This is a genomic window from Asanoa hainanensis, from assembly GCF_900188485.1.
Taxonomy (GTDB): domain Bacteria; phylum Actinomycetota; class Actinomycetes; order Mycobacteriales; family Micromonosporaceae; genus Asanoa; species Asanoa hainanensis.
In genome coordinates this window covers 236,472-253,346 of record NZ_FZPH01000013.1, presented here as the reverse complement: position 1 = coordinate 253,346, position 16,875 = coordinate 236,472, and the positions used below count along the sequence as shown (strand labels likewise).

The window sequence follows — 16,875 nt, the reverse complement described above, 5'->3', positions numbered from 1 at the left end:
TGTTACAGGTTGCCGCGCGCGTCCTGTTCCCGCTCGATCGCCTCGAACAGCGCTTTGAAGTTGCCCTTGCCGAAGCCGAGCGAACCATGGCGCTCGATGAGCTCGAAGAACACCGTCGGGCGGTCCTGCACGGGCTTGGTGAAGATTTGCAGCAGGTAGCCGTCCTCGTCGCGGTCGACCAGGATCTTGCGGGACTTGAGCTCCTCGATCGGCACGCGCACGGTGCCGATCCGGGCCCGCAGCTCCGGGTCGTCGTAGTAGGAGTCCGGCGTGTCCAGGAACTCGACGCCGGCCGCGCGCATGGCGTCGACGCTGGCCAGGATGTCGTTGGTGGCGATGGCGATGTGCTGCGCGCCCGGGCCGTCGTAGAACTCGAGGTACTCGTCGATCTGCGACTTCTTGCGGGCGACCGCGGGCTCGTTGAGCGGGAACTTCACCTTGCGGGTGCCGCTGGCGACGACCTTGGACATCAGCGCCGAGTAGTCGGTCGCGATGTCGTCGCCGACGAACTCGGCCATGTTGGTGAAGCCCATGACCCGCTTGTAGAACTCGACCCAGTGGTCCATCTTGCCGAGCTCGACGTTGCCGACCACGTGGTCGACCGCCTGGAAGTAGCGCTTGGGCTGCACGCCGGCCGCGATGGCGGCGGACCGGTCGACGATCGGCGATCGTGCCACGAAGCCCGGCAGGAACGGGCCGGTGTAGCGGGAGCGGTCGATCAGCGTGTGCCGGGTGTCGCCGTAGGTCTCGATCGCGGCGTGTCGGACGGTGCCGTGCTCGTCGCTGACGTCGGTGGGCTCGGTGTGCGGGGTGGCGCCCTGCTTCACCGCGTACGCGAAGGCGGTGTCGACGTCGGGCACCTCCAGCGCGATGTCGACGACGCCGTCGGAGTGCCGGGCCACGTGCTGCGCGTCGGCCGCGTCGGGACGCACCGCGCCGCGGAACACGAAGCGGGCGGCGCCACTGGTCAGCACGTACTCGGCGTAGTCCCGGAAGCCCTGCTCCGGACCCCGGAAGGCGACACAGGTCATGCCGAACGCGGTCGAGTAGTAGTGCGCGGCCTGCTTGGCGTTGCCGACCAGGAACAGGACGTGGTCGAGGCCCTTGACCGGGAACGGGTCGTCGGCGATGTCGTGCGCCACCGCCCCGATCAACCGATCGGCGGTGGCCTGGTCGATGTCGTTGAGCGCCTGAGTCATGACCGACTCCCCTCGTGTGGCTGCCGTCTTGGCCGAGCGTCGCCCGGGCTCGCATTGCTGGTCAACTGTCCTAGAATTGTCTGCGCAGGTTGTGCAATCCGTCCGGAGGATGGGCGAAATGACATCGCAAATTGTCCAGCTCGACGGCCTGGACGCCGCCTTGATCAAACTGCTGGCGGCCGAGCCCCGGATCGGTGTCCTCGAATGCGCGCGGCGGCTGCGGGTGGCCCGCGGCACGGTGCAGGCGCGGCTCGACAAGCTCGTCGCCCGCGGGGTGATCCGCGGCTTCGGGCCGGAGATCGAGCCCGCGTCGATCGGCTACGGCGTGACCGCGTTCGTGACGCTGGAGATCAGCCAGCGGCAGGGGCACGACCCGGTCGCGGTGCACCTGTCGCGCATCCCCGAGGTGCTCGAGGCGCACACCATCACCGGCACCGGCGACCTGATGTGCCGGGTGGTCGCCCGGTCCAACGCCGACCTGCAGCGGGTGATCGACCGGATCGTCGCGCACGGCGCGGTCGCGCGGGCGTCGACGATCATCTCGTTGACGGAGCAGATCGCGTTCCGGGTGTTGCCGCTGGTGGCGGCCGCGGCCGACGGCCCCCTTCCCACAGACGCGGATTAATCTCGCAAATCCGATCGACACGGGTTTATCGCCATCCCGGATCTCGTCTCGGCGCGTCGCTACCGTGTGCCGGTGGCTAGGGGTAAGGGCCCCTGTGTGAAGTGCTGGGCCGCGTTCGTGGCGGTCCTCCTCGTCGTGGGCTACTTCACCGGCGTGCTGACCCCGGTGCTCGACAAGGTCTGGGCCATGGTCAACACCTCCGGCCCGATGACGACCCCGGCTCCGCTGTGGCAACAGAAGCTCGGCGGCACCCCGCGCAGCGGCACCATCGCCGGCGGAGCGGTGATCATCGAGCACCGCACGCTGGTCGAGTCGCGCGGGCTCGGCTCGGGCGCGCAGCTCTGGGAGCACAAGGCCGACTGGGCCGCGGTGGCGGGCGAGGGCAACAGCGCCGTCGTTGCCACCGGCAAGCTGCTGGTCAAGGGGTACGACGTCATCGACCCGATGAGCGGCGCGCTGCTGCGGAAGGACACCGAGGCGCGAGCGGTCTGGACCTATCAAAACGGCCTGCTCGACGTGCGCTGCCACGCGCCGGAGGACTGCACGCTGACCGCCTGGGACCCGCGGGGCAGCACGCCACGGTGGAGCGTCGAGATCCCCGGCATCGGGTTCGTGCTGTTCGCCGACAATCCCGACATCCTCGGCACCCAACCGATGACCGCGCGACGGATCGACGGCAACGCGGCCGGCCCGGACCTGATGCCGCCGATGCTCGGGCTGCCGATCGACAACCGGGTCTTCATCGTCGACACCGCCACCGGCAAGGTGGTGCAAGAGCTCGAGCCGGAGCGCGACGAGCGGGTCGTGGTGGTCGGCGGCCGGGTACTGCGGATCAAGGCGGTGTCGGCCGACGGCACCTGTTACTTCTCCGTGGTCGCCTCGGACGCGGCGACCGGCGGCGAGGTGTGGCGCAACGCCGGGATCAACCTGCGCACCGCCAAGGACGGCGGGTGCGCGCAGCGCGACGACCCGGCCGGTGGGCGCAACGTCGTAGTCGGGGTCGCCGCCGATGCCCGGGAGCTGGTGATCGACGCGTACGACGGCCGGATCCTGTTCACCAGTGCGCCCGGCGAGCACCTGCTCGGTGTCGACGACCGGTACGCGGTCGTGCGTAGCGCCGACGGCGGTGCGGTCCGCACCGTCGAGCTCGGCGGCAAGGGTCGCTGGCAACGACCGGCGGCGCCGCGCAGCAGCGTCGCGCTGACCCCGCCCGCGGTCGTGGTGGTCGACGAGGACCCCGACAAGATCATTGCGCTCAACCCGGGCACCGGCGCCGAACTGGTCAACGTGCGCTCCAGCGCCGACGTGCTGGCCGTCGGCCCGGCCGGCATGGTCATCGTGAGCGGCCGCGACCTGGCCTACCTGCAGTTCAAGGGCGGCAGCGGCGTGCCCGCCCCGCCGCCCGCCGGCGGCAATTCGGGCAACTCGGGCAGTGATGACGACAACTGCGGCGGCCCCAAACAGGAAGTCTGTCGCGGCAACTAAGCTAGCCGCTCATGAGCGACGCCGCGTTTCGGTACTCCCCGTTGTTGCCCACGGGCGATGATCTGACCGACTACCGGCTGGTGACCGACGAGGGTGTCGACGTCGTCAAGGGGCCTGGCGGGCGGCAGTTCCTGACCGTCGACCCGGCGGTGCTCACCGCGCTGACCGCCGAGGCGATGCACGACATCGCGCACTACCTGCGCCCGGCGCACCTGACCCAGCTGCGTTCGATCATCGACGACCCGGCGGCGTCGCCGAACGACCGGTTCGTCGCGCTCGACCTGCTGCGCAACGCCAACATCGCGGCCGGCGGCGTGCTGCCGATGTGCCAGGACACCGGCACCGCGATCGTGATGGGCAAGCGGGGCCGGCACGTCCTGACGGACGGCACCGACGAGGAAGCCATCGCCCGGGGCGTCTACCAGGCGTACACCCGGTTGAACCTGCGCTATTCGCAGCTCGCGCCGATCACCATGTGGGAAGAGCGCAACACGGGCACGAACCTCCCGGCGCAGATCGAGCTGTACGCGGAGGACCCGGGCGGGCACGCGGACGCGTACAAGTTCCTGTTCATGGCCAAGGGTGGTGGATCGGCCAACAAGTCGTTCCTCTACCAGGAGACGAAGGCCCTGCTCAACCCGACGCGGATGATGCAGTTCCTCGAGGAGAAGCTGCGGCTGATCGGCACGTCCGCCTGCCCGCCGTACCACCTTGCCGTGGTCATCGGCGGCACCTCGGCGGAGCACGCGCTGAAGACGGCGAAGCTGGCGTCGGCGAAATACCTGGACGGGCTGCCCACCTCGGGGTCGCTCTCGGCGCACGGCTTCCGCGACGTCGCCCTGGAGGCCGAGGTCCTGGAGCTGACCCGCGAGTTCGGCATCGGAGCCCAGTTCGGCGGCCGGTACTTCTGCCACGACGTCCGGGTCGTCCGCCTGCCCCGACACGGTGCCTCGTGCCCGGTCGCGATCGCGGTGTCGTGCTCGGCCGACCGCCAGGCGGTCGCGAAGATCACCCCGTCCGGCGTCTGGCTGGAGCGCCTGGAGACCGACCCGGCCCGCTTCCTGCCGGAGGTCACCGACGACCAGCTCGACACGACCGACGTGGTGAAGATCGACCTCAACCGGCCGATGCCGGAGATCCGCGCGGAGCTGTCGAAGTACCCGGTGAAGACCCGGCTGTCGCTGACCGGGCCGCTGGTGGTCGCCCGGGACATCGCGCACGCGAAGCTGCTGGAGCTGCTGGACGCGGGCAAGCCGTTGCCCGCTTACATGCGTGACCACGCGGTGTATTACGCGGGCCCGGCGAAGACGCCCGAGGGGTACGCGTCGGGTTCGTTCGGTCCGACCACGGCGGGCCGGATGGACTCGTACGTGGCGCGGCTGCAGGAGGCCGGCGGCTCACACGTGATGCTGGCGAAGGGCAACCGCTCGGCCCAGGTAACCCGCTCCTGCGAAGCCAACGGCGGTTTCTACCTGGGCTCGATCGGCGGCCCCGCGGCGCGGCTGGCCCAGGACTGCATCAAGCACGTCGAGGTGCTGGAGTACCCGGAGCTGGGCATGGAAGCGATCTGGAAGATCGAGGTCGAGGACTTCCCGGCCTTCATCGTGGTCGACGACAAGGGCAACGACTTCTTCGCCGAGGTCACCAAGCCGACGTTGACCATCGGCAGGCGGTAGGGCATTTCGCTGGGCTGTGCCGTACATTCGCCGTACAGTGGGTGGGACACCGCACGACGGATGGAGCCTGCGATGAGCGCGAAGACCGAGCGCATTGAGGTGCGGGCCGACGAAGCCAGCAAGTCACGCATCTCCGAAGCGGCCGAGCTACTCGGCGAACCCGTCTCTGCTTTCATGGTGCGTTCGGCACGCGCGGAAGCGGACAGGGTTCTCGCCAGGGCGCACCGCACCGTAATGCCGGCAGAGCAATTCGATCTGCTCATCTCGTCACTCGACGAGGCAGACGAAGCCCCAGCGCTCACTGAGATCGCGAATCGGCCCAGGCGTTTCCGACGGGTGTGACGTGTTTCTTTCGAGTCGTTTGAAAGATCATCACAAGCTGGCCCAATTCTCGTGCGGCTCGCCGGCCCTCGACGAATGGCTGGTGAAGCAGGCTCGCCGGGCCCAATCGGCCGGCACCTCCCGGACCTACGTCTGGACTCGGGAGCACAGCGACGAGGTGGTCGCCTACTACTCGGTCGCACCGACGCAGGTCGAGCGGGCCGGGCTCACCGCCGGCCAGGCGGGTGGCTTCAGCGTCGTTCCCGCGTACCTGCTGACTCGGTTCGCTCTTGATCGGTCGTTGCAAGGGCAGCAGCTCAGCGACGACCTCCTCCTCGACGCCATGGAGCTCATTACCAAAGCGGCGAGCGCCGCCGGCGGCCGACTGATCGTGGTCGACGCGATCAACAGCCGGGTGGCCGAGTACTACCAGCGGCGGGGCTTCCAGCCGATCAAGGGCGACCCGTTGCGGTTGGTGATGAAGGTCGAGACCGCCAAGCGAGCGCTCAGCACTGGCATGCTGACCGTGAGCAACCAAGGCGCGTTGGCAGGTCTCGTGCTGTCCACACCGCACGGCGAGGCGGTCCCGATCGTCGTCTCGCCCGACGAACTGCGGGCTATCGCGCACGAGCTCGAGAACCGGGCCGACGCGACCGATCCGGCGACGTTGATCTCGCTCCGCGAAGCGATCAAGACCGCACTCGGGCGGGATCCGTTCGACGTGGACTGACCTTGAGCGGTATGGATCACTCTGCGTGCTTCCGGTGGTGGGGGCAGGATGGAGTGGTGACCGAGGAGAGCGGGTTCCGCGTCGAGCGGGACACCATGGGTGAGGTACGGGTGCCGGCCGAGGCGTTGTGGCGGGCGCAGACGCAGCGGGCGGTCGAGAACTTTCCGGTGTCCGGGCGGGGGATCGAGCCCGCCAACATCCGGGCGCTCGCGCAGATCAAGGGGGCCGCGGCCGCCGTCAACGGTGCGTTGGGTGTGATCGACGCGGACCTGGCCACGGCTATTCAGGTCGCCGCCGCGCATGTTGCCGGTGGCGGGTTCGACGACCAGTTTCCGATCGACGTGTTCCAGACCGGGTCCGGCACGTCGTCGAACATGAATGCCAACGAGGTGATCGCCACCCTCGCGTCCCGGGAGCTCGGGCGCGACGTGCATCCCAACGACCACGTCAACGCGTCGCAGTCCAGCAACGACGTCTATCCGTCGTCGATCCATCTCGCGGCCACCGAGGCTGTGGTCAACGAGCTCGTTCCGGCGCTGGCCCATCTCGGCGCGGCGCTGTCCGCGAAGGCCGACGAGTTCGCGACCGTCGTCAAGGCCGGCCGCACCCACCTGATGGACGCCACGCCGGTCACCCTTGGCCAGGAGTTCGGCGGGTACGCCGCCCAGGTCCGCAACGGCATCGCCCGGCTGGAGTCGGCGCTGCCGCGGCTCGCGGAGCTGCCGCTGGGCGGCACCGCGGTCGGCACCGGCGTCAACACGCCGCCCGGGTTCGCGGCCGCCGTGATCGAGCGGCTGCGGGACGCGACCGGGCTGCCGCTGACCGAGGCGCGCGACCACTTCGAGGCGCAGGGCGCCCGGGACGGGCTGGTCGAGGCGTCGGGACAGCTGCGGACGGTGGCGATCGGCCTGTACAAGATCGCCAACGACATCCGGTGGATGGGCTCCGGGCCGCGGGCCGGTCTGGGCGAGCTGCGGATCCCTGACCTGCAGCCGGGCTCGTCGATCATGCCGGGCAAGGTCAACCCGGTGGTCTGCGAGTCCGTACGCCAGGTCTCCGCGCAGGTGATCGGCAACGACGCGGTGATCGCGTTCGCGGGCTCGCAGGGCGACTTCGAGCTCAACGTGATGCTGCCGGTGATGGCCCGCAACATCCTGGAGTCGATCCGGCTCCTGGCCGCGGCCAGCCGGATGCTCGCGGATCGGTGCGTCGTCGGGCTGGCGGCGAACGAGGAGGTGGCCCGGGCGTACGCGGAAGGCTCCCCGTCCATCGTCACCCCGCTGAACCGCCACCTGGGCTACGACGAGGCAGCCGCCATCGCCAAGGAGGCCCTGGCCAGCGGGCGCTCCATCCGTGCGGTGGTGGTGGACCGCGGCCACGTGGCCACCGGAAAGATCTCGGAGACGGAGCTCGACGAACTCCTGGACGTCCTCCGCATGACCCGCCCCTGAGCCGGCGGCCCGGCCCGCCCTCTAGAGGGTGGGTCACGCGGCGGCGGAGCTGCGGCGGATCTGGAGTGGGGCCGGCTCTACGTGTTGCCAGTGCGCGCTGGTTTCGCCCGTTAGCAGCGCGCGGGTGGCCATCGCGGCCATGTGTTCGACCGGCTGGCGGACCGAGGTCATGGCCGGTGTGGCTACCGAGGCCAGGAAGCTGTCGTCGAAGCCCACCAGGGCCACGTCGTCCGGTACGCGGCGGCCGCTTTCGTTCAAGGCCCGCAGCACGCCCATCGCGGTCAGGTCGCACGCCGCGAAGATGCCGTCCAGGTCCGGGTGGGCGGCTAGGAGCTCCTGGGTGCCCGTGACGCCTGCCTCCAGGCAGAAGCCGCCCTCGGCGCCGATCGGCTCGTGGCCTGCTTCGACCGAGGCCAGGCTGTAGCCGCTGCGGCGGCCGATCGCGCACGAGTTGTTGGGTTTGCCGTGCACCGCGACCACCTTGCGGCGGCCCGTGCGGTAGAGGTGTTCGACCGCGGCGATGGCGCCGGCCGCGTTGTCCGCCTCGATCGACGGGACGCCCGGCGCCGAGTGGCCCAGCGAGACCACCCGGTCGCAGCGCGCGGAGAAGCGGGCCGCCAGCGCCGGCGGGACGTTGACCAGCAGGGCGCCCACGCCGACCGTGCGGGCCACGTCGTCGAGCCTGGTCGGCGCCTCGGGCTCGTCGATCACGTGCGTGCGCATCTGGGTGTCGGTGCCCGCCAGGACGGACAGGATGCCGGACACGACGCGGCTGTAATAGGGGTTGCTGCCCACGCGCGTCGCGTCGTCGTCGATGACGACCAGGTCGATCACCTCGGTGCGGCCCTTGGCCAGGGCGCGGGCGGCCAGGTCGGGGTGGTAGCCCAACTCCTCCACGGCGTGCCAGACGCGGTTGCGGGTCTTGGTGGACACCCGGTGGGCGCCGGTGATCACGCGGGATGCGGTCGCGCGGGAAACGCCGGCCGCGCGGCCTACGTCTTCGAGTGTCGGCTTCTTTGCCTCCATCACCGCATGGTAGAAGAGAGAGCGCTCTCCACAACATCCTGTTTTCGCGCATTGCGCCATCCTCGGCCCGCCAGCGCCGCCCGGAGATGCCGGACCACCTCTGAAAACGCCGACTGGGGCGCCAGCCGCACGACCAGCCACCCATCGTCGACCGTGACTGCCCCACCCGAAGCCGAGGCCGCAGCTGACGGCGACGCGGTGCGGAAGAACGCCACCCGGAACTCCGGCCACGCCAGGCACGGGGCGACAGCGAAGATCGGCGGACGGGCCACCCCGAGCGGCAACCCGGCCAGATAGAGCCGGACCCGCAGCAGCGACTCGGCCCGGCTCGCCGCGCGACCGTCGGCCAGGCCCAGCGTGTGCCCGGCCCGCCGCCCGCCGGGGCGATCAGCCAGCCGCGATGTCACCGAGCGCAGCGCCGCCACGGTCACCAACCGATGGAACAGCAGCCCGTCGGTCAGCGCCACCGCGTCGGCCAGCGGCAGCCAGACCGCGGCGTCCCACGCGGTCCGCGCCGGGGTCGTGGCCGGCACGACGGACGACCCGCCCGCCAGCGAAACAAGGCAGAGGTCGTCCGGCGAGACCGGCACCCGGTGCAGCTGCGTGCCGGTCTGCCGACCGACGCGGGACCGCACGATCAGGTGCACCGGGTCCGAAGCAAGCGCGGCCGAAACCACGCCGTGCGCGACAGCGGCGGACGGCCCGGCCAGCACGACCGAGTCCGGCGGCAACCGGGCCAGCGTCGCCCGGCACAGCAGCGCGTGGTCGACCGGCAGCCGCGAGTCGGCATAGACGTCGTGGCGCAGCCGGATCCAGCCGCGCCCGCGGAGCTGGTGCGCCGAGAGCAGCCCGGCCGCCACGGCCGCACTGCCGCGGAACACCTGCCACTCGAGCGGAGGAGGTCTCATGGAGACAGGGTCGCGCCAGGCAGCCACCGGTGGACAGACCTGTGGATAACTCACGGCTGAGCGCTGTACACAGCCTGTGGATAACTCACCCGGACGCTGTGGAAAGTGCTAGGACCACCGCCGCGGCGGCCGTCGCCACCTGTGGACCCACCTCGTCGAGATCGAGGGCGCCCAGCGCGACGACCCCGACGCTGGCGTCCAACCCGTCGACCCCGAGCACCGGCGCCGCGACCCCGAACGCACCCGCCTGGAGCTCACCGACCGTCGTCACCGGATCGGGCGAACCCGACCGCCCGGCCAGGATCGCCAGCCCGGCCGCGCCGCGGGCCAGCGGATGCCGCGACCCGGCCCGGTACGCCACATGGAACGCCGTCCAGGTCGGCTCGACCACGGCGAGCGCCACTGCCTCCGTACCCTCGGCGATCGTCAAATGGGCCGTCGCACCGACCTCTTCGGCCAGCCGCCGCAGCGAAGGCAACGCCGCCTCGATCACCACCGAGTGCGCCCGCCGGGCCAGGTGCAGCACCCCGGCACCCAGCCGCAGCCGCCCCGCACCGTCCCGCCGGACCAGGCCGTGCGACGTCAGCGAGCCGACCAGCCGATAGACCACGGCCCGCCCGACCCCGAGCCGTTCGGCGGCCTCGGTGATCGTCAGCCCCTCGGGGGTGTCGGCGACCAGATAGAGCAGCCGCAGCCCGCGATCGAGCGTCTGGGCGGTCTCGCCCGCGCGATAGGCCGGCTGCGTCACACCGCGAGCATAGGCGCAAACGGATCAACGCTACCCTTGTCAGGTGACGCTGCGTTTGCATGACACCGCGACCCGCTCGGTGCGGGAGTTCGTCCCGCGAGAGGCCGGCAAGGTCGCGATGTACCTGTGTGGCCTCACCGTGCAGTCCGAGCCACACATCGGCCATCTTCGGTCCGGCGTGAGCTACGACGTGCTCCGCCGCTGGTTCGAGCGCGACGGCTACCAGGTGACCTTCGTCCGCAACATCACGGACATCGACGACAAGGTCCTGCAGAAGTCGTTGGAGCAGGGCAAGCCCTTCTGGGCCATCGCGTACGCGAACGAGGTCGTCCTCGACGCCGCCTACCGCGCGCTCAACGTGCTGCCGCCGACCTACGGGCCGCGGGCCACCGGCCACATCACCGAGATGCACGAGCTGATCGGCACCCTCATCGACAACGGTCACGCGTACGCGGCCGACGACGACTCCGGCGACGTCTACTTCGACGTGAAGTCATACGCGGACTACGGCGCCCTGTCCGGCCAGCGGGTCGACGAGATGACCAGCGCGGCAGACAGTGCCGACCGGGCCAAGCGCGACCCGCGCGACTTCGCGCTGTGGAAGGGCTACAAGCCCGAGGAGCCGGTCGAGGCGCAGTGGGTCAGCCCGTGGGGGCCCGGGCGCCCTGGTTGGCACATCGAGTGCTCGGCCATGTGCCTGCGCTATCTCGGCCCCGAGTTCGACATCCACGGCGGTGGCCTCGACCTCACGTTCCCGCACCACGAGAACGAGATCGCCCAGTCCCGCTCGGCGGGCCTGCCGTTCGCCCGCTACTGGGTGCACAACGGCCTGCTCAATCTCGGCGAGTCGAAGATGGGCAAGTCGACGGGCAACGTGCTCGACCTCGACTACATCACCGCGCTCGGCGTACGGATGGTCGAGCTCCGGCACTACTTCGTGACCGTGCACTACCGCTCCCGGATCGACTACTCCGACGAGGCCCTGCGCGAGTCGGCCACCGCGTACCGCCGGGTCGAGGGTTTCGTGCAGCGCGCGGTCGAGTCCGTCGGTGCGATCCCCGCGGGCGAGCTGCCGGCGGAGTTCACCGAGGCGATGAACGACGACCTCAACACCTCCGGCGCGATCGCCGTCGCACACGAGCACGTGCGGCTGGGCAACACCGCGCTGGCCAAGGGCGACGACGACGGCGTACGCGCGGCGCTCGGCGCTGTCCGGGCGATGCTCGACGTGCTCGGCATAGACCCGCTCGACCCGGCGTGGTCGACGGCGTCGACCGGCGGCACGCCCGGCGCGGAGCTCCGATCGATCATCGACTCGCTCGTCGCCTTGGCGCTCGAGCAGCGCGCACAAGCGCGCACCAGGAAGGACTGGTCCGCCGCCGACGCGGTGCGCGACCAGCTCAACGCGGCCGGGGTCAACGTCGAAGACACTCCGCACGGCCCACGTTGGACAATCGGAACGAGGGACTGATGGCGGGCAACTCACAGCGACGCGGCCGGCGGGTCACGCAGAAAAAGGGCGCGACCATCGGCTCCGGTGGCAAGAACAAGGGCGCCCTGGAGGGTCGCGGACGCACCCTGCCCGCCGACGAGCGGCCGTGGCACAAGGGCTACTCGGGCACCGAGAAGCTGCCGAACCGCACCGCCTGGAAGCAGGAGAAGGAGAAGCGGGCCGCGGCGGCCGAGGGTCGGGCGCCCAAGATCGGCAAGCCCGGCACCAAGGACACCACCTGGGGCAAGGGCACCAAGGGCAGCAAGGCCACCAAAGCCACCAAGTCCGGCCGCCAGCCGGCCCGCAGCGGCGGAGGCGGCCCGCGGGTCGCGCCCGGGCGCCGCTCCAACACGCCCAAGGACGCGCCGGAGCTGTTGGTCGGCCGCAACCCCGTGCTGGAGGCGCTGCGCACGCTGGTGCCGGCGACCGCCCTCTACGTCGCGCAGGGCCTCGACCTCGACGACCGGGTCACCGAGATCGTCCGCACCGCCGGCGACCGGGGCATCCCGTTGCTGGAGATCAGCCGCGCCGAGCTCGACCGGATGACCGGTGGCGTACTGCACCAGGGTGTCGGCCTGCAGGTCCCGCCGTTCGCCTACGAGGCGTTCGACGACCTGGTCGCCGCCGCGCTTGAGCACCCGACGCCGCTGCTCGTGGCGCTCGACGGGATCACCGACCCCCGCAACCTGGGCGCCGTGATCCGCTCGGCGGCCGCGTTCGGCGCGCAGGGCGTCTTCGTGCCCGAGCGCCGGGCCGCCGGCATCACCGCGACCGCCTGGCGCACCAGCGCCGGCGCCGCGGCCCGGGTCCCGGTCAGCCAGGTCGTCAACCTGACCCGCGCGCTCAAGGCCTGCCAGCGCGAGGGCTTCGTGGTGATCGGCCTCGACGCCGACGGCGAGACCGACCTCTACAACCTCGAGGCCGCGGTCGGCCCGCTCGTGGTCGTGGTCGGCTCCGAGGGGCGCGGGCTGTCCCGCCTGGTCGGCGAGACCTGCGACATGCGCGTCGGCATTCCGATGGTGTCCGAGGTCGAGTCGCTCAACGCGAGCGTCGCGGCCGCGGTCGCCCTCGCCGAGGTCGCGCGCCGGAGGGCCGACGCCGCCTGACAGCGAGCGTTCACATCACCACCCCGGTCGGTTCATCCGAGCTGACTAATTTCTCGGCTCATGACTCAACGTCGCAATGTTCTGGCGGGCGCGGCCATCGTCGCCGCTCTCGCCGTCGGCGTCGCCGGCCCCGCGTCGGCGCACGACGCCGACGAGTTCGGCCCGGCGACCCTGACCGGTTTCGCGTCGCTGCCGGCACTCACCTTCGTGCCGGCCAGCGAGCCGTCCGGATCCCTGTTGGACACCGCGCCGGTCAACGGCGTCGCCGCGCCGTGGGACGACCAGCCGGTGCAGGGCTTCTCCGGCATCGTGCGCAACGGTGACGGCAGCTACGAGGTGATGTCGGACAACGGCTTCGGCAACAAGGCCAACAGCGGCGACTTCGTCCTGCGGATCCACACCATCGCGCCGGTGTTCGACACGAACAAGGTCGACGTCCTCGGTGGCGTCAACCTGACCGACCCCAAGGGGTACGTGAGCTGGCCGCTCACCCGCAAGGACCGCGTGCTGACCGGCTCCGACTTCGACGTCGAGTCGATCCAGCGGGCCGCGGACGGCACCTACTGGATCGGTGACGAGTTCGGTCCGTTCCTGCTCCACTTCGACCGGACCGGCGCGCTCATGCAGGCGCCGATCTCGCTGCCGGGCGTCTTCGCGCCGGAGAACCCGCTGCGCGGCACCACGCCGAACAACATCAACAGCAGCAAGGGCTTCGAGGGCATGGCCCAGTCGCCCGACGGCCGCAAGCTGTACCCGCTGCTGGAGGGCACCGTCGCCGGTGACACCCCGGGCACGCTGCGGCTCAACGAGTTCGACGTGCGCGCGGGCGCGTACACCGGCAAGCGCTACGTCTACCAGCTCGACGACCCGGCCAACGCGATCGGCGACGCCATCGCGGTCGACGGCCACCGGTTCCTGGTCATCGAGCGCGACAACGGCCAGGGCGACACCGCCAAGGTCAAGAAGATCTACCTGGCCAGCATGAGCGACCGGGACAAGGACGGCGCCATGGACAAGACGCTGGTCGCCGACCTGATGAACATCCGCAACCCCAAGCAGCTCGGCGGGTTCGGCAAGACCTTCACGTTCCCGTTCCAGACGATCGAGGACGTCGTCATCCTCGACGACCAGACGATCGCCGTGCTCAACGACAACAACTTACCGGGCTCGGCCGGCCGCACTGCCGGCGTGCCCGACAACAACGAGTTCATCACGCTGAAGCTGACCCAGCGCCTCAACGCGGACCGGCGCTTTCTCGACTGACGACGCTTCCTGATCGAGGGGGTGCCCGGCACATAGGATGCAGGCCGGGCATCCCCTCGCCCGTTCGTGGAGGAGTCGGCAGATGCAAGGGCACGCGCTCGGGGTCGACCTGGGCACGTCGAACACGGTCGCCGTGCTGCGCTGGCCCGACGGGCGCACGCGTCCGTTGCTCTTCGACGGCCAACCGCTGCTTCCGTCCGGTGTGCTCCTCGACTCGGCCGGGCGGCTACATGTCGGCCGCGACGCGCAACGGCTGGCCCAGGCCGACCCGGCCCGCTACGAGCCCAACCCGAAGCGGCACGTCGACGCGCCGGGGGTGCTGCTCGGCGACCGGGAGATCGCCACCGTCGACCTGCTGGCCGCGATCCTGGCCGCGGTCGCACACGCGGCCGTCGAGGCGGTCGGGCATCTGCCGCCGGCCGTGCTGACCTATCCGGCGGTCTGGGGCACCCAACGCCGGCAGGCGCTCACCGAGGCGTTGACCCGCGCCGGCTGGCCGGCCAGCACGGTGCTGGCTCCGGAGCCCGTCGCGGCCGCCCGCTACTTCGCCGAGGTGCTGCGCCGCCCGGTGCCGGTCGGCTCCGCCCTCGGGGTCTTCGACTTCGGCGGGGGCACCCTCGACATCGCCGTGATCCGCAACGACGGTCCCGACCCTAGCGGCCGGGTGCGGTTCAGCGTGGTCGCGGCCGGCGGCGTCGCCGAGCTCGGCGGCCTCGACCTCGACGCGGCGCTCGTCGAGCACCTCGGCCAGGTGGTGGCCGCGACCGACCCGGCCGCCTGGGCCCGGTTGCGCGAGCCGACCAACGCGGCGCAGTGGCGCGACCGGCAGCGGTTCTGGGACGACGTGCGCGGCGCCAAGGAGATGCTGTCCCGCGCCGCGGTCGCCCCGGTCGCGGTGCCCGGCGTCGAGCAGGCCGTGCATCTCACCCGGGACGAGCTCGAACGGCTGGTCACGCCACTGCTCCGGCGCGGCGTCCTGGAGACCGCCGGGGTGATCGCAGCCGCGCGCCTGCGGCCCGACCAGCTCGCCGGGCTCTTCCTGGTCGGCGGCTCGTCGCGGGTGCCGATGGTGGCCCGGCTGCTGCACGCCGACCTGGGCGTCGCCCCGACGGTGCTCGAGCAGCCCGAACTGCCGGTGGCGGAAGGCGCGCTGGCCGAACTGCCGGCGCTCAGCGCCGCACACATCCCCGCGCAACCGGGCGCTCCGGCCGCGGCGAGTGCTCCCGTCGCGGCCGGCGGCCAGGCCGCAGCCAACGGCCAGGTTGGGGCGCCGGGCCAGGCGGCAGCCCACGGCCAGGCCGCAGCCTACGGACGGGTTGGAGCCAGTGCCCCGGTCCAGGCTGGCGCCGCAGTCCCGGCCGCCGAGGACGCCAGGCCGATCTCCGTTGTGCCGGCGTCGCCCGCGCCGGGTTCGCCGCCGCCCACCGGTGGCTGGAGTCCTTCGCCGACCGAGAACACGCGACGCGTATCCCGAAAGCTATTGATCTCTGCTTCTGCCGTTGCCCTGGTCGTCGTGATCGTCGCCGTCTCGGTGATCATCGCGATGGTCAAGGGCCGCGGCTACGACAAGGTCGAGTTCGCGGCGTTCGGCGCGGTGGGCGAGCCCCTGCCGATGTCCGGGTCGTCCTACTACTCGTGGACGCACGCGATGGGCGATCGGGCCTACTACGCCTACCAGACCGAGCAGAAGAAGCTCACCGTGGTCGCCGCCGACGCCGCCACCGGCAAGCAGCTCTGGAGCAAGGACGCGCCCGACGCGGCCGACTCCTGGCAGGGGATACGGGCGGTGCCGGGCGCGATCCTGGCCTACGCCGACGCGACCGCCAGCGCCCAGCCCCACAAGCTCTATGTGCTGAGCCCTGACAACGGCGAGCGGATGTGGGACCTAGACCTGTTCGACGACGACGAGACGTTCGTGGTCGCCGACCGGCTCGTCGTCGTCGACCGGAAGAACGCCAAGCTCGTCGGTTACGGCCTGCGCGACGGTGCCCAGAAGTGGGACCGGCCGGCGCCGAAGGACGAGTACGACGCCGTCACCACAGCCGTGTACGGGATGCAGACGCGCAAGGACCTGACCGGTCCGGCCGACTTCACCGGCGTGGCGCTCGACCCCGACCGCGGCGACGACCCCCGGCTCGTGCAGATCGGCGCGGACAGCTCGGTGCGGGTCATCGACGCGGTCTCCGGCGAGGTCCGCGGGGAGCAGACCGCCGTGGCCGCACCCGGGGACCTCGTCACCGTGTACGACGGGCAGCTGTTCACCACGAGCAAGAACGAGACCACCGAGGTCGTCGCGATCGACCTGGACGCGCTCGACAAGCCGCGGCTGGTCTACCGGGCCGACGACCCGAAGCGCCGGGCGATCGCGCTGAGCCCGTGCGGCGACAACCGCATCTGCGTGCTGGAGCAGGCCGACTTCGACCGGAAGACCACCGAGCTCGTCGCGGTGCCGCTGGGTGGCGAGGGCGAGACGTGGAAGCACCCGGCGGCCGGCGTCGACACGATCCTGCCGGTCGGCTCCCACGTGGTGGTGCAGAGCGACGAGAGCGGGACGCCGCGGGTGGTCGGCTACGACGCGGACGGCAAGCAGGTGCTCGACAGCGCCGGCGTGGCGGCCCGGGTCAACGGGTCGAGCGTGCTGATCTTCGGGCGCGCGCCCACCTCGGGCGTCGACGACTACAACGTCGTCGGCTGGCTGCTCGGCGAGCCCCAGCCGGTCCAGCTGGGCGCCCTCGCCGACGTGCGCGCGTCGAGCTGCACCTGGACCACCTCGGTGATCGCCTGCGTCGGCGACGCCGACCTGCGGCTGAGCCGCTTCGCCGGGTAGAGACGCGAAACGGCGGGC

At 71.0% G+C, this 16,875-nt stretch carries 14 protein-coding genes; 10 read left to right on the top strand and 4 right to left on the bottom strand.

Going from position 1 to position 16,875, the window contains the following annotated elements; translation table 11 throughout:
• Positions 1-2: 2 nt before the first annotated feature.
• Entirely contained in the window at positions 3-1,199 is a 1,197-nt protein-coding gene (gene hppD / locus CHC05_RS28555) for a 4-hydroxyphenylpyruvate dioxygenase (RefSeq protein WP_089253663.1), read from the bottom strand.
• Positions 1,200-1,317: 118 nt separating this feature from the next.
• Here hppD and CHC05_RS28550 point away from each other — a divergent pair, with 118 nt between their 5' ends.
• The 6 genes from CHC05_RS28550 (at position 1,318) to CHC05_RS28525 (ending at position 7,487) form a co-directional block, all read left to right on the top strand.
• Entirely contained in the window at positions 1,318-1,824 is a 507-nt protein-coding gene (locus CHC05_RS28550; RefSeq protein ID WP_089253662.1) for an Lrp/AsnC family transcriptional regulator, read from the top strand.
• A gap of 72 nt (positions 1,825-1,896) precedes the next feature.
• Positions 1,897-3,309, top strand: coding sequence for an outer membrane protein assembly factor BamB family protein (locus CHC05_RS28545; RefSeq protein WP_245871265.1), 1,413 nt, complete (start codon positions 1,897-1,899; stop codon positions 3,307-3,309).
• An 11-nt stretch (positions 3,310-3,320) separates the two neighbouring features.
• Positions 3,321-4,985, top strand: coding sequence for a fumarate hydratase (locus tag CHC05_RS28540; RefSeq protein ID WP_089253661.1), 1,665 nt, complete (start codon positions 3,321-3,323; stop codon positions 4,983-4,985).
• Between the two features lie 72 nt (positions 4,986-5,057).
• The gene (locus tag CHC05_RS28535) at positions 5,058-5,327 is read left to right on the top strand and encodes a type II toxin-antitoxin system TacA family antitoxin (RefSeq protein ID WP_089253660.1); all 270 of its coding nucleotides are present in this window, start codon (positions 5,058-5,060) and stop codon (positions 5,325-5,327) included.
• Between the two features lie 82 nt (positions 5,328-5,409).
• The gene (locus CHC05_RS28530) at positions 5,410-6,036 is read left to right on the top strand and encodes a hypothetical protein (RefSeq protein ID WP_144022808.1); all 627 of its coding nucleotides are present in this window, start codon (positions 5,410-5,412) and stop codon (positions 6,034-6,036) included.
• Positions 6,037-6,047: 11 nt separating this feature from the next.
• Positions 6,048-7,487: a class II fumarate hydratase gene (locus CHC05_RS28525; protein ID WP_089253658.1), complete on the top strand. Its 1,440-nt coding sequence runs from the start codon at positions 6,048-6,050 to the stop codon at positions 7,485-7,487.
• Positions 7,488-7,520: 33 nt separating this feature from the next.
• On the opposite strand, the gene CHC05_RS28520 is transcribed toward CHC05_RS28525, so the two are convergent.
• From CHC05_RS28520 to CHC05_RS28510, 3 genes are all read right to left on the bottom strand, one after another.
• Positions 7,521-8,513 (bottom strand): LacI family DNA-binding transcriptional regulator, encoded by a 993-nt coding sequence (locus CHC05_RS28520; protein WP_089253657.1) that lies wholly within the window; start codon positions 8,511-8,513, stop codon positions 7,521-7,523.
• A complete protein-coding gene (locus CHC05_RS28515; RefSeq protein WP_089253656.1) occupies positions 8,513-9,421 on the bottom strand; it encodes a hypothetical protein in 909 nt (302 codons plus the stop codon). Before CHC05_RS28515 ends, CHC05_RS28520 begins: the two co-directional genes overlap by 1 nt.
• An 85-nt stretch (positions 9,422-9,506) precedes the next feature.
• Positions 9,507-10,169 (bottom strand): IclR family transcriptional regulator, encoded by a 663-nt coding sequence (locus CHC05_RS28510; RefSeq protein WP_089253655.1) that lies wholly within the window; start codon positions 10,167-10,169, stop codon positions 9,507-9,509.
• A 43-nt stretch (positions 10,170-10,212) separates the two neighbouring features.
• Between CHC05_RS28510 and cysS the strand changes: the two genes are divergently transcribed.
• From cysS to CHC05_RS28490, 4 genes are all read left to right on the top strand, one after another.
• Positions 10,213-11,640, top strand: a complete 1,428-nt coding sequence (gene cysS / locus CHC05_RS28505) for a cysteine--tRNA ligase (protein ID WP_089253654.1) — start codon at positions 10,213-10,215, stop codon at positions 11,638-11,640.
• A complete protein-coding gene (gene rlmB / locus CHC05_RS28500; protein WP_089253653.1) occupies positions 11,640-12,767 on the top strand; it encodes a 23S rRNA (guanosine(2251)-2'-O)-methyltransferase RlmB in 1,128 nt (375 codons plus the stop codon). The genes cysS and rlmB overlap by 1 nt, the downstream gene beginning before the upstream one ends.
• Positions 12,768-12,827: 60 nt before the next feature.
• The gene (locus tag CHC05_RS28495) at positions 12,828-14,030 is read left to right on the top strand and encodes an esterase-like activity of phytase family protein (protein ID WP_089253652.1); all 1,203 of its coding nucleotides are present in this window, start codon (positions 12,828-12,830) and stop codon (positions 14,028-14,030) included.
• An 82-nt stretch (positions 14,031-14,112) separates the two neighbouring features.
• A complete protein-coding gene (locus tag CHC05_RS28490) occupies positions 14,113-16,857 on the top strand; it encodes an Hsp70 family protein (protein WP_179266416.1) in 2,745 nt (914 codons plus the stop codon).
• The last annotated feature ends 18 nt before the right edge of the window (positions 16,858-16,875 follow it).

Excerpts from the sequence above, each read along its gene's own strand:
- hppD (WP_089253663.1), bottom strand. The coding sequence starts at position 1,199 with ATGACTCAGGCGCTCAACGACATCGACCAGGCCACCGCCGATCGGTTG.
- CHC05_RS28550 (WP_089253662.1), top strand. The coding sequence starts at position 1,318 with ATGACATCGCAAATTGTCCAGCTCGACGGCCTGGACGCCGCCTTGATC.
- CHC05_RS28540 (WP_089253661.1), top strand. The coding sequence starts at position 3,321 with ATGAGCGACGCCGCGTTTCGGTACTCCCCGTTGTTGCCCACGGGCGAT.
- CHC05_RS28535 (WP_089253660.1), top strand. The coding sequence starts at position 5,058 with ATGAGCGCGAAGACCGAGCGCATTGAGGTGCGGGCCGACGAAGCCAGC.
- CHC05_RS28525 (WP_089253658.1), top strand. The coding sequence starts at position 6,048 with ATGGATCACTCTGCGTGCTTCCGGTGGTGGGGGCAGGATGGAGTGGTG.
- CHC05_RS28520 (WP_089253657.1), bottom strand. The coding sequence starts at position 8,513 with ATGGAGGCAAAGAAGCCGACACTCGAAGACGTAGGCCGCGCGGCCGGC.
- CHC05_RS28515 (WP_089253656.1), bottom strand. The coding sequence starts at position 9,421 with ATGAGACCTCCTCCGCTCGAGTGGCAGGTGTTCCGCGGCAGTGCGGCC.
- rlmB (WP_089253653.1), top strand. The coding sequence starts at position 11,640 with ATGGCGGGCAACTCACAGCGACGCGGCCGGCGGGTCACGCAGAAAAAG.
- CHC05_RS28495 (WP_089253652.1), top strand. The coding sequence starts at position 12,828 with ATGACTCAACGTCGCAATGTTCTGGCGGGCGCGGCCATCGTCGCCGCT.
- CHC05_RS28490 (WP_179266416.1), top strand. The coding sequence starts at position 14,113 with ATGCAAGGGCACGCGCTCGGGGTCGACCTGGGCACGTCGAACACGGTC.